Annotated in this window: 13 protein-coding genes and 1 tRNA gene; 5 read left to right on the forward strand and 9 right to left on the reverse strand. The window is 41.5% G+C overall.

What is annotated here, in order from left to right; all coding sequences use genetic code 11:
• Nucleotides 1–18: 18 nt before the first annotated feature.
• The 3 genes from ACH3Z1_RS01080 to ACH3Z1_RS01090 all read right to left on the reverse strand — a co-directional run bounded on the left by ACH3Z1_RS01080 (nucleotide 19) and on the right by ACH3Z1_RS01090 (nucleotide 1,929).
• Nucleotides 19–252 (reverse strand): hypothetical protein, encoded by a 234-nt coding sequence (locus tag ACH3Z1_RS01080; RefSeq protein ID WP_490819987.1) that lies wholly within the window; start codon nucleotides 250–252, stop codon nucleotides 19–21.
• A gap of 145 nt (nucleotides 253–397) precedes the next feature.
• The gene (gene truA / locus ACH3Z1_RS01085) at nucleotides 398–1,171 is read right to left on the reverse strand and encodes a tRNA pseudouridine(38-40) synthase TruA (protein ID WP_490819988.1); all 774 of its coding nucleotides are present in this window, start codon (nucleotides 1,169–1,171) and stop codon (nucleotides 398–400) included.
• A complete protein-coding gene (locus ACH3Z1_RS01090) occupies nucleotides 1,171–1,929 on the reverse strand; it encodes a hypothetical protein (RefSeq protein WP_490819989.1) in 759 nt (252 codons plus the stop codon). Before ACH3Z1_RS01090 ends, truA begins: the two co-directional genes overlap by 1 nt.
• Nucleotides 1,930–2,051: 122 nt before the next feature.
• Here ACH3Z1_RS01090 and ACH3Z1_RS01095 point away from each other — a divergent pair, with 122 nt between their 5' ends.
• Nucleotides 2,052–4,514: a M1 family aminopeptidase gene (locus ACH3Z1_RS01095; RefSeq protein WP_490819990.1), complete on the forward strand. Its 2,463-nt coding sequence runs from the start codon at nucleotides 2,052–2,054 to the stop codon at nucleotides 4,512–4,514.
• 207 nt (nucleotides 4,515–4,721) lie between these two features.
• Here ACH3Z1_RS01095 and ACH3Z1_RS01100 read toward each other — a convergent pair whose 3' ends face one another.
• From ACH3Z1_RS01100 to gap, 5 genes are all read right to left on the reverse strand, one after another.
• Nucleotides 4,722–5,513 (reverse strand): TPM domain-containing protein, encoded by a 792-nt coding sequence (locus ACH3Z1_RS01100; protein ID WP_490819991.1) that lies wholly within the window; start codon nucleotides 5,511–5,513, stop codon nucleotides 4,722–4,724.
• Between the two features lie 38 nt (nucleotides 5,514–5,551).
• Complete coding sequence (locus tag ACH3Z1_RS01105; protein WP_490819992.1) at nucleotides 5,552–6,013, reverse strand: TPM domain-containing protein; 462 nt, start codon at nucleotides 6,011–6,013, stop codon at nucleotides 5,552–5,554.
• A 94-nt stretch (nucleotides 6,014–6,107) separates the two neighbouring features.
• Nucleotides 6,108–6,698: a LemA family protein gene (locus ACH3Z1_RS01110; RefSeq protein ID WP_294996815.1), complete on the reverse strand. Its 591-nt coding sequence runs from the start codon at nucleotides 6,696–6,698 to the stop codon at nucleotides 6,108–6,110.
• A gap of 125 nt (nucleotides 6,699–6,823) precedes the next feature.
• Nucleotides 6,824–8,017: a phosphoglycerate kinase gene (locus tag ACH3Z1_RS01115; RefSeq protein ID WP_490819993.1), complete on the reverse strand. Its 1,194-nt coding sequence runs from the start codon at nucleotides 8,015–8,017 to the stop codon at nucleotides 6,824–6,826.
• 122 nt (nucleotides 8,018–8,139) lie between these two features.
• Nucleotides 8,140–9,153: a type I glyceraldehyde-3-phosphate dehydrogenase gene (gene gap, locus ACH3Z1_RS01120; RefSeq protein ID WP_490819994.1), complete on the reverse strand. Its 1,014-nt coding sequence runs from the start codon at nucleotides 9,151–9,153 to the stop codon at nucleotides 8,140–8,142.
• A 299-nt stretch (nucleotides 9,154–9,452) separates the two neighbouring features.
• Between gap and ACH3Z1_RS01125 the strand changes: the two genes are divergently transcribed.
• The 4 genes from ACH3Z1_RS01125 to ACH3Z1_RS01140 all read left to right on the forward strand — a co-directional run bounded on the left by ACH3Z1_RS01125 (nucleotide 9,453) and on the right by ACH3Z1_RS01140 (nucleotide 11,169).
• Nucleotides 9,453–9,524 (forward strand) — tRNA-Glu (locus tag ACH3Z1_RS01125).
• Between the two features lie 152 nt (nucleotides 9,525–9,676).
• Nucleotides 9,677–10,168, forward strand: coding sequence for a hypothetical protein (locus ACH3Z1_RS01130; protein ID WP_490819995.1), 492 nt, complete (start codon nucleotides 9,677–9,679; stop codon nucleotides 10,166–10,168).
• 80 nt (nucleotides 10,169–10,248) lie between these two features.
• Nucleotides 10,249–10,650, forward strand: coding sequence for a hypothetical protein (locus ACH3Z1_RS01135; RefSeq protein WP_490819996.1), 402 nt, complete (start codon nucleotides 10,249–10,251; stop codon nucleotides 10,648–10,650).
• Between the two features lie 108 nt (nucleotides 10,651–10,758).
• The gene (locus ACH3Z1_RS01140) at nucleotides 10,759–11,169 is read left to right on the forward strand and encodes a hypothetical protein (RefSeq protein ID WP_490819997.1); all 411 of its coding nucleotides are present in this window, start codon (nucleotides 10,759–10,761) and stop codon (nucleotides 11,167–11,169) included.
• Between the two features lie 30 nt (nucleotides 11,170–11,199).
• On the opposite strand, the gene ACH3Z1_RS01145 is transcribed toward ACH3Z1_RS01140, so the two are convergent.
• Entirely contained in the window at nucleotides 11,200–12,039 is an 840-nt protein-coding gene (locus ACH3Z1_RS01145; protein ID WP_490819998.1) for a DUF1349 domain-containing protein, read from the reverse strand.
• Nucleotides 12,040–12,127 lie beyond the last annotated feature (88 nt).

The raw sequence follows: 12,127 nt of genomic DNA on the forward strand, positions 1-12,127 counted from the left end.
GACGGCAAAGATAAGAGGTTAATTTTTACTGCCAAATTTTATTCGATATTTATTTTTTTGACCCCTCTTTCCTGCTTCAATGAACTCCCGTTTTGTTGAACGGGCGGCGAAGATAAGCGTGTTATTTAAACCAGCAAATTTTATTTCAAATTTTTCTGTTTTTCTTTCACCATTCACTGTAGCTGCCTTCAAAGAACACCCTCTTTTTTTATAAGCGGGGTGCAAAGATAAGCGTGAATCGTTCCCTGCCAAATCTTTTTCAAAACTATTTTACAGTTAAATGTTAAAACCCTTTACCACAAAGCATTTCAAGCAACAAAAAAAATGAAGACTATTTTTTATAGTCTTCATTTTCTCATTACTGATCCATCATCAACAATACATTTATATCGCTTCCTCATTCATTTCTTTCTACCGTTTTCAATAATTCATCCGGATAATTTACTTCCATCAAATACAATCCACGTGCCGGTGTGCTGAAATCTGCTTTACTGCAATCTTTCGCTTCTATAACTGCCCTGAACATCGCTTCCGCTTCTGCCATCGTTTGCTCCATTCTCGCCATCCGTATCATGGTACCTACAATACCCCTGATCATGCCCCTCAAAAACCTGTTTGAGCGAATATGAAACTCGAGCTCCTCATTACCCTTTGCCTCCCAGTACGCCGAACTGATGGCACAATGGTAGGTAAACACCTGTGTATTTCTTTTCGAAAAAGAGCTGAAATCCTCATATTCCATCAACACAACACAGAGATGTTCCAGTATTGCAAGGTTCAATGGATAAGGGTATAACCAACCCCTGTTGGCCAGAAAAGGGTTTTTATGCCTGTATATCAGATATTTATACACTCTTTCCGTCGCATCGAACCTGCAATGAGCTGTTTCAGCCACCTTAAATATGCCTGTAACCGCAATATCACCCGGTAACAAAGCATTGAGGTTATACTGGTGCCTGGCTGTAAGCTCCATATCTGTATCAAAATGGAAATAATTCTGAATAGCATGTACCCCAGAGTCAGTTCTGGATGATCCTGTAAGTGCAAAAGTTGCCCGGAAAAGCGTTTCCAGCGCTTTAGTCACCTGCGACTGAATGGTGTCCTGCCCATCCTGTATCTGGAAACCGGCATAATGGGTTCCCTGGTAGGCTACAGAGAGAAAATATCGCATCAGGGCGTTTTATAGGAGTTGAAAATAGCAGCTTGGACTGTATTCGCACCCATTTCTGCAGCTTTATGTACAGGCATGAGCCGGTTTTTCAGATTTCCACCTGCCATTCCAGGCGGTTTGATAGCAGGCACATATATAATCACCGTATCACTTTTGGGTGTTCCATTTACTACAAAAACCATATCTATACCTTCGGATGAAGTTCTGTCATATATTTTTGAGATTTGTGGCAATACGGTTTTTGTTCTGGGTATTTCTTTTACAGCTGCCTCCGCTTTAGCCGCCGTATCCCCTTTTTTGGTCTCTTTTTTATCTATTTGCTTTTCTATCTCTTTTGCATCATGCTGCACAACAACTTCATCTTCTGTTTTTATGTATGGTCTGGGTGCTGGGGCGACCATTTTACCCTTATTCTGTGTAAAATCTACGAGATTAAACAAACTCCAGCTATTATCCAGTTCCTGTTTTAAGGAAAACCCCAGGTCCTTTCCTTCTACTGCCAGTTCGAATTGTTGTTCAACTTCAGACTGTGCAAAGCCGATATGTATTTCATATTTACCATCAGTAATTTTGGGTATCAACAGGTAGCCACTGGCATTGGAACTAAGCGTACTTCCCATAAGCCTGAGATAAAATGGTTTGTTATTTTCTGTCTGAAAGAAAAGATAATGTGTGGCCTGTGCAGAAGTTGTACCCAACCCCATCAATAGTAACCATAATATTATACAACAACTTCGTATCGGTTTCTCTCCATTCATACCAACAAATTTACAGCTTTAATCTGCTCCTGCCACAGGAGTGAATAACCTGTCAACCATTAGTAAAATTCTAACATTCCGCTTGTGCTTCAGGTTTATCTTTAGGCCACTAAAACTCGAACATGAAAAGATTATTATTGCTGATTGCGTTTGTTCCGGCATTTGTGATGGCCCAGACTTCCGGGGCCGAGGACTGGAAAAAGGTCTACCGCTCATTTGCCACCAAGGTTAACGACCTCGTGCATACCAGACTGGATGCCAAATTCGATTATGAAAAAGCTTACCTCAATGGTAAAGTATGGATTACACTCGAACCCCATTTTTATGCTACCGATTCTGTGCAGTTGGATGCTAAGGGGATGAATATTCAACAGGTAGCGATTGTAAAAGCCGGAAAAAACATTCCACTGAAATACCAATACGACAGCCTGTTCTTAACTATTAAACTCGACAAACTCTATAAAAAAGGGGAACGATATACTGTTTACATCGACTATACGGCCAAACCCAATGAGTTTAAAGCGGCTGGCAGCGCTGCCATTACCGATGCTAAAGGTTTGTATTTTGTAAACCCGAAGGGCGAAGAAAAAGACAAACCCACACAAATCTGGACCCAGGGTGAAACAGAAGCCACTTCGGTATGGGTACCAACTATTGATCGTCCGAATCAGAAAACAACCCAGTTATTTAACCTGACTGTTCCGAATAAATATGTATCACTTTCGAATGGCAAACTGATAGCACAAAAGAAAAATGCTGATGGTACACGAACCGACACCTGGTCGATGGATCAGCCCCATGCCCCTTACCTGTTCTTCATGGGCATAGGTGATTATGCCATTGTAAAAGACACTTATAAAGGAAAAGAAGTAAACTACTATGTAGAGAAAGAATATGAGAAAGTAGCTCGTAAAATTTTTGGTGATACACCTGAAATGATGGCTTTTTTCTCTAAGAAACTCGGTGTTGAATATCCCTGGGTTAAATACAGTCAGATGACTGCACGTGATTATGTAAGTGGTGCCATGGAAAATACCACTGCTACCCTGCACCAGGAAAGTGCACAGCAGGATGCACGTGAACTTGTTGACGGTAACGGCTGGGAATCTACCATTGCTCATGAATTGTTTCACCAATGGTTTGGCGATCTTGTTACCGCCGAAAGCTGGAGCAATCTTACCGTAAATGAAAGCTTTGCCGATTACAGCCAGTATTTATGGGCAGAATATAAACATGGCAAAGACGAAGCCATGTTTGAAAATTTTAACCAGATGCGCGGATATATAGGCAGTGGCCAACAGGCCCGCGACCTGGTTCGTTTTTATTACAAAGACAAAGAAGACATGTTTGATGCTATCAGCTATAATAAAGGTGGTCGCATTTTACACATGTTACGCAACCTAGTTGGTGACGATGCTTTTTTTGCATCACTGAATAAATACCTTACAGCTAACAGATTTGGCAATGGTAATGCCCACAAACTTCGTCTGGCATTTGAAGAAGTAACCGGAAAAGATCTGAATTGGTTCTTTAACCAATGGTATTTTGGTAATGGTCACCCCCGCATTGATATCAGTTACCAATACAATGCTGAAAAACAGGAATCCAGTGTTATCATTAAACAGAATCAGGCGGGAGATAAAGTATTCAGGCTGCCCTTTACCATTGATATCTGGCATGGCCATGAAAAAACAAGACATCAGGTTTGGATGGAAAATAAAGTGGACACTTTCAATTTTGCCGTAAAATCGAAACCTGACCAGATCAATGTTGATGCTGACAAATATTTACTGGTTGACAAAAAAGACAATAAAACACTGGCCGAATTTATTCACCAGTTTAAGCATGCAGGCAACTATCTCGATCGCAGAGAAGCAGTGGCCTTTGCAGGCAACAATATCAAAGAGCCGGCAGCTGTTCAATTATTAATGGATGCCTTGAGTGATCCTTATTTCCGTATCCGTTCACTGGCTATTACCAATCTGGGTAAAGTAACGCCTGATGATGCATTAATTGCGAAGATGGAAGCGATCGCAAAAAATGATCCGAAGAGAACCGTTAAAGCCGAAGCCATTGACTTTTTGGGCAATCTGAAAAAAGAGAGTTATAAATCATTGTTCACTCAGGCTACTAAAGATTCTTCCTATACATTAGCGGGAGCTGGCCTTGATGCGCTTGCGGGCATTGATAGTGTGTCTGCACTTGCACTGGCAAAAGAGTTGAGTAAATCTCCCTCGAAAGGCAGGTTGAATGAATCTATTTCCGGAGTACTGATTACTTATGGTGATGAGAGTGCTTTTGCAGTGGTATCTGAAAGTTATGATAAAATGCCACTGGCTTTTGCTAAAGTACAGATGAGTGCCACATACGCAGCATTTGCTGCCAAGCTCACAAAAATGAATGAGTTTAAACAGGCGGTAGATGCCATTCTTGCTTTCAGAGAGCTGATTCCAGCTTCTGCCAGACCCCAAACCGATCCTACTATTCTGGGAGCGTTAAAAGCACTCATAAATGCCAAAGAAGCCGCTGGTGCAAAAGAAATGGCAGATTATGTAAAAAGCAAATTACCAGAAGAGAAGAAATAAGGAATAAGTTTTGTTTTTATACTTTCCAACTACAACCAAGAAAGAAGCCTTCCATATGGGAGGCTTTCTTTATTTATGGCTTATTCATTTTTGACCATTCGCCTATTCACCTGCACTAAACTAAAAAGCCTTCCGAAAGCGGAAGGCTTTTTAGTAATATCATTACTTTCTTATTCCTGATTTCATATTTCTTATTCCTTATTTTTCTTACCACCCCCCACTGGCGCCACCGCCACCGCTGCTACCGCCGCCGAAGCCACCAAAACCACCGCCACCAAATCCGCCACCGCTTCCTCCTCCCCAGCCGCCGCCACTGCTGCGTCTGCCACCACCAAGTATGGATGACCAGAATATTGCTTCTGCGATATCACCATATCCTTTTCTGCTCACCATTCCACCACCGCGTCCGCCGCCGCCACGCGCAACAATCATCAATACCACAAAAAGAATCAGCACAAATGTTAGAATAGATTTTCCTGATGTTCCGCCATTTCCCTTTTTTGTTCGCTTTACTTTGTATTCTCCAACTGCAGCTTTTGATAATGATTCTATTGCTTTATCTAAACCGCGGTAATAATTCCCTTCCCTGAAATTCGGACCTATATCATTCTGGATAATATTAGATGCAATGATGTCAGGAATCGCACCCTCCAGTCCATAACCTACTTCTATCCTGATTTTACGGTCCTCAATAGCCGCAATGATCAATACTCCATTATTGGTTTTTGCATTTCCGATGCCCCATTCACGAAATAATTTATTCGCATATTCTTCAACAGGGTAGCCATCAAGTGTCGGCAGGAGTACAATCGCAATCTGGTTCGATGTACTGTCATCCAGTGCCACCAATTTATGCTCCAATATTTCCAACTGTTCTTTCGACAATACATTTGCTTTGTCTGTTACCAGTTTGGGTGGATTGGGTTTTGGCAATACTTGCTGAGCCTGCGTTATCACAAAGCCCAGTAGCATGATCCATATAAAGAGTATTTTTTTCATGTTGTCCTGTTCGGTGTCGTTACATACAGACACTGATTTTATTTACCAAAAACAATATCATCAGGCAATTCATTTTTATCGCCCTGTCGATCGTATGGAAAATGAAAGGTCAATGCCGCGCCAATATCTTCAATGATGGCTGCCAGCCCATCTGCATAATGCTGTTGTCTGAACTCGGCCAGCATTTTCTTTACTTCTTCATCCCAGAATGCACTGCCTACTTTCTGGTGTATGCCTTCATCACCAAACACCGCCAACTGCCGGTCCTTCATGGCAATGTACACCAGTACACCATTACGCGCTGCTGTCTGGTCCATTTTCAGGTTAAAGAACAATTCCTGTCCGCGGTGTAAAGGGTTTACATATGCGCACCTGTTTTCAATAAAGATTCTTACTTCTCCACTGGTTTTTTGTTCTGCAGACTGAATAGCGGCAACAATTTTCTGTTTCTCCTGTTCCGAGAAATAACGTTCCGGCTTTTTTCTGAAGAGTCCGAACATGGCTGGCTGATATTAAAAGCCACAGTGTGTAACAGTTTTCAGGATAGTATCTTTTCAGATCATCACCTTCTGCAACAGCACTGTGGCTTATGTATTAAAATTTAACTTCCGGCGCTTTTTCTGCACCTGCATCTGCCTTAAAGCCTTCTTTCACTTTAAATCCGAACATACCCGCAAGGATATTCATCGGGAAAGAACGTGCTTTTATATTGTAATCAGCAACAGCTTTGTTGAAGTCGTTACGAGATACTTTGATCCTGTTTTCTGTCCCTTCCAGTTGTGCCTGTAATCCACGGAAGGCATCATTAGCACGCAGGTTAGGATAGTTTTCAGTCACCATCAGCAATCGACCCAATGCCTGAGACAATTGTCCCTGTGCAGCCTGGTACTGTTGTAATTTCTCAGGTGAAAGATCATTCGGATCAACTTTAATCTGAGTAGCACTTGCACGTGCATTGATTACATTCTGTAAAGTGGTCTGTTCAAAATTGGCTTCTCCTTTCACGGTATTTACCAGATTAGGAATCAGGTCGGCACGACGCTGGTAATCACTTTCCACGTTTGCCCATGCATTTTTTACCACTTCATCCTGTTTCACCAGGCCATTATACCCCCTGCAACCACATCCACCCAAAATAAGGATCAGGGCTGCAATGACGATTAAGGTTAAATTTTTTGTACTCATGTTTGACTTGATTTTTATGAAATTAGTTATTTATCCAGTTATTTAGATCATTAGTAGTAAGATGGTGAAAAACATTACAGTAGACCATAGTCCATGGACCTTGGTATATAGACAATCCTATCCTCCTACTTCACCGCCGCTATTCCCGGCAATTCCTTGCCCTCGAAATATTCGAGCATGGCGCCTCCGCCGGTTGATACATAACTTACTTTATCGGCAAAACCAAACTGGTTAACCGCTGCTACGCTGTCGCCACCACCTACCAGAGAAAAAGCCCCATTAGCGGTTGCTTCGGCTATTGCCACAGCAATGGCTTTGGTTCCATGCTGAAACTTCTCCATTTCAAACACACCCATCGGACCATTCCATAAAATAGTTTTGGAACGTTTGATACAGTTAGTGAACTGGTCACAGGCACTGGCTCCAATATCAAGCCCCATCCAGCCATCCGGAATATGGTTACTCGGTGCGGTGGATGTATTGGCGTCAGCCGCAAACTTGTCGGCAATAATAGAATCTGATGGCAGGTGAATACATACGCCTTTTTCTTCCGCTTTTTTTAGTAATGCTACTGCAGTATCGAGACGGTCATCTTCACACAATGAATTGCCAATGGTTCCGCCCTGTGCTTTCATAAAAGTATAGGCCATTCCGCCTCCGATGATAATATCAGTAGCTCTTTCAAGCAGGTTTTCGATGATGAGAATTTTATCACTCACTTTGGCGCCGCCGATGATGGCTGTAAATGGCTTTTCTGCCGAATGCATTACTTTTTCTGCACTGGCCACTTCCCCATCCATTACAGTTCCAAACATTCTTTTTTCAAGCGGAAAGAACTTGGCAATAACAGCTGTAGAAGCATGTGCACGATGCGCAGTTCCAAATGCATCATTTACATATACATCACCCAGCTTGCTCAGTTTTTCTGCAAAAGCAGAATCACCTTTTTCTTCTTCTTTATAGAATCGAAGGTTTTCCAGTAATAATACCTGGCCGGGCTTCAATGCATTAGCCTGTTTGCAAGCCGACTCCCCAATACAATCATCTGCAAACAATACTTCAACACCACTCAACAGTTTCGACAAGTGCTGAACTAGATGTTTGAGTGAATATTTTTCAGTGGGACCTTCTTTTGGTCTGCCCAGGTGGCTCATAAGAATTACAGATCCGCCATCACCTAATATTTTCTGAATTGTAGGAATGGTTGCACGCATACGCGTATCATCTGTTATTTCATAAGCAGCATTCAGCGGTACATTAAAATCGACCCTGATCAATGCTTTCTGCTGGTTGAAGTTGTGGTGGAGGAACTTGCTCATTGTATTAATTTGAAAATTTGGGAATTTGAAAATTTGAAAATGCAGGGAAAAAGAAATGTGGCAACTGAACAATGTCTTTTAAACATTTTCAAATTGCCACATTTTCAAATTTTCAAATTTGATTATTTAGAGATCAACCCTGCAAAATATTTCACGGTTCTTACCAGTTGGCTTACATAGCTCATTTCGTTGTCGTACCAGCTTACTGTTTTTACCAGTTGACTATCACCTACAGTCATTACTTTGGTTTGTGTAGCATCAAACAATGAACCGTAACGGATACCAATGATATCAGAGCTTACAATTTCATCTTCGGTATAACCAAAGCTTTCATTGCTGGCAGCTTTCATGGCTGCATTGATTTCGTCTGCTGTTACTTTTTTATTCAGGATCACTGCCAGTTCAGTTAAAGAACCTGTAATGGTTGGAACACGCTGTGCACCACCATCCAGTTTACCTTTCAGTTCCGGCAATACCAGCCCGATGGCTTTTGCAGCTCCCGTACTGTTGGGAACGATATTCGCAGCTGCAGCTCTTGCCCTGCGCAGATCGCCTTTCGGATGTGGAGCATCCAATGTATTCTGATCGTTTGTATAAGCATGAATGGTGGTCATGATACCGGTTGCAATACCAAACTGATCATTCAGTACTTTGGCCATAGGCGCCAGACAGTTGGTGGTACAAGATGCACAGGAAATAATAGTTTCGCTGCCATCCAGGATATTATGGTTTACATTGAAAACAACAGTTTTCAGGTCGCCAGTAGCAGGTGCAGATATCACCACGCGTTTGGCGCCGGCTTTGATATGTGCTTCGGCTTTTTCTTTATCGGTAAAGAACCCGGTTGATTCAATTACGACATCTACACCATGATTTCCCCATGGGATTTGGGCCGGATCTTTCTGTGCGTAGATTTTTACTGTTTCGCCATTTACAACGATGGCATCGTCAGTAGAAGTGACAGTTGCATCAAAACGCCCCTGTGCACTATCGTATTTCAACAGGTGAGCTAATACTTTAGGACTGGTCAGATCATTGATCGCAACAACATCAATACCTTCCATGTTATAGATCTGACGAAACACCAAACGGCCGATACGTCCGAAACCGTTGATGGCAACTTTTACTGTACTCATTTGTTTTTGTTTTAGGTATATGGCTTAAAGAGTGGCAAATTTACATGGATTGAGAGGAAAAAAGAGGATATTTTTTAAGGGTGACCATTTGTTGACTTTGGCCTGACAGCTTTCACTTTGAGCCGGAGATTTGCAGATTTAAAGTCATAATCTGTGAATCTGTGGCTAAAATCATTCCCCCGGGCAGGTGCATGGCTTTATTTTATTTCGCATCAAGTCGCTGATTTTCATAAAAAAGTGAAAAAATTTTGGCAGGTAGTTTTCAAAGCCTATTTTTGCGTCCCGATTGACAAAAAAATGCCCGGTTCGTCTATCGGCTAGGACATCTCCCTTTCACGGAGGAAAGACGGGTTCGATTCCCGTACCGGGTACAAAGGCACTCAGATCGAGTGCCTTTTGTTTTTGGTGCTTATTCACCGGATAAGCCACTTTCTACTTTTGTAGATTTTACACTCTCCAATGAGTCAGATCAGGTTTCATAGTACATTTGAACTATATTGATCACTTATAGTTATCACAGCATATGCCCATTCTTGTTCACCTGGCAGATGAAAAAAATGCAGCTACAATTTTGAAGAATGGCATTAAAACCGGCCGTTATCATTCCGGTATCTATTGCATGCCTGTTTTACAAAACTTTTTTGTTACTCATCAATGGCTAAGAGAACTAAAACAAGGTGGAGCCAAAACATTGGTGGGCATTTATTTCAGGGTGAACAGTTCAGAAAAAGTATACGCAGGTAAATATGGAAAACCTCACAGGCTTATAACCCTGGGTACGGCCATCAGAGAAATCATGGAAATGCCAGATCCTTTAGGGTATGAATTGATTGTACCCAGAAAGATTGAAGCCCATGAAATCACCAAAATAAAACACCTGCCACAAACCCTCGGCTGGCGGCATATGCCCTATAGCCATAACAAAGTCCCCTGTAACTGCGAGTATTGTCTGAAGGGTACTATCAAAGGGCGTCGAACCAAGAATCGCCTCGATGGAAAAAACACAGATGCCTGATTTTCTGTTAAAATCCTTTGTTACCAAATTTCATGCAACGCTTTATCATCTGCCTGGGTCAGTTATAAAAAAGCGAGAAAATGAAAAAGATAGTTTTATCAGCCCTGACCAGCATGGTTCTTATACTTTCTGGCTGCGAAAAAACCGAAGAGGAATTGTTACAGCAATGCTTTAAAGTAAAGATATTGGATGAAATATGCGGCACCGCCGTGGTACAAATTCAAGATGAAGCCTATTTTACATATGGTGTTAACGGTTATCAGTTAGACGGCGTAACATACAATCATGTTTTCTCTACAGAACTCAGTTGTGCCGACCTAACCAAATTTAAAACACTGGCGGCTTCCTTACGCGGACTTGTAGTAGATGTAAAAATGCTGAAGCAAATGGAATATGACCCTGCCTGCACAAGATGTGCTGCGATTGTTCCAAACGCACCTCCCAAATGGATTCCGATAAAATTTGCAGATGACTGTAAATAAACTAAAATTATTACAGAAACCACTTGAATAAGATGACCAGCGATGATAGTTTCTCCATTAATGACGCCGTCAACTTATTAAAAATCAAAACCAGTAAATTAAACTACCATGAAAAAAAATTATTTCATCCCAATGTTTATTTTCTGCACTGTATTAATACTTGGATGTGAGAAGAATGAAAAAATACACCCAACCGGTTGCGTACAGGTAAGAATATTGGATGCGGTTTGCAACAGTGCTGTTTTACAAATTACAGATCCCGCTTATTATGAATTGGGCGTGAATGGGTACCAGAAAGATGGGATTATATATGACCATGTTTTTAGTACAATTTTACCGTGTACAATTCCATCCGACAATTCCACCAGACCAAATATGGGTGTTGCAGACAAGCCATTCTACGTTCAAATACTCGAACAACCAGAAGCAAGTGATCCAAATTGTGTCTCTTGTATGGCCGTTGTAGCTAATGCCCCAAATAAAACAATACCTGTTAAATTTTCAGAAAAATGTAATTAAAAAAAGGGGATCATAAACGATCCCCTTTTTTTAATCCCCCAATAATTTTAATACTGCCTCGTTCGATAATGAATAATCGGCCAGATTATTTTCCGATACATTTTTATACCAGTAATCATATCTGTCACTTGGCTTTTCAAACTTTGTTGGCCCGAATGATACTGCTGGTTTTTTAAACCGTATATAATCTACCTGTAACAACATATCTGGTTTATCACCTGTATATCCATTGATGCCTACCTGCAACTGCATAGGCCAGTCCTGTATGTAATACCTGTCCTGTAATGTCCATGATTGCTCTCCTTCGAAACGATACATAGAAATAAATACAAATCCTACACGTACCATTCTCAATTCCACCCAACCGGTTTTTGCATTACGCAGTTTTAGGTTTGATTTACTATTGAGGGTATATTTCGACTCTACCACCTGTTGTCCCAGTTTATCGGCCACTCCTGTATTTACAAATAACCAGCTTTCCGATTTTGGTTCCAGCGGATCTTTTACCTGCCAACGCGGGGCCCGTACCATCAGCCCACCCAATGACCACTGTGTATTGGCCAATCTACCGTTCAGCCCTGTTGCTTTTACCCGCATACGAACGTCAAAATCGCCATTTACTGTCTGGTATAGAAAAGGTGCTTTCCCGTCGTTGAACCAGCCACTTGTACCGGGTTGAAAATAAAGAATACCCTCTTTGAGTTCAAAACGGTCGAGTTTAGTGGAGAACCCTTCTTTCTCATGCGCCCACTGCCAGGAAGACCTTAAAGGTTGATTGAATTCGTCGTTCAACTGCCCGATTTCCGTTACTGTTTGTGCATGAACTGCCGTGCCAGTCAATAAGACCAGACCAAGAAAAAAATTACGCATATTAGTTTATGGTTAAAGTGAAAAAATACCTCCTTGTGCAAGTTTGGGGTATTTTTTAGTAGTAAGAGAATGCGTAATAGCTCGGTTA

It is taken from the genome of Sediminibacterium sp. FW305-C-49 (genome assembly GCF_058231085.1).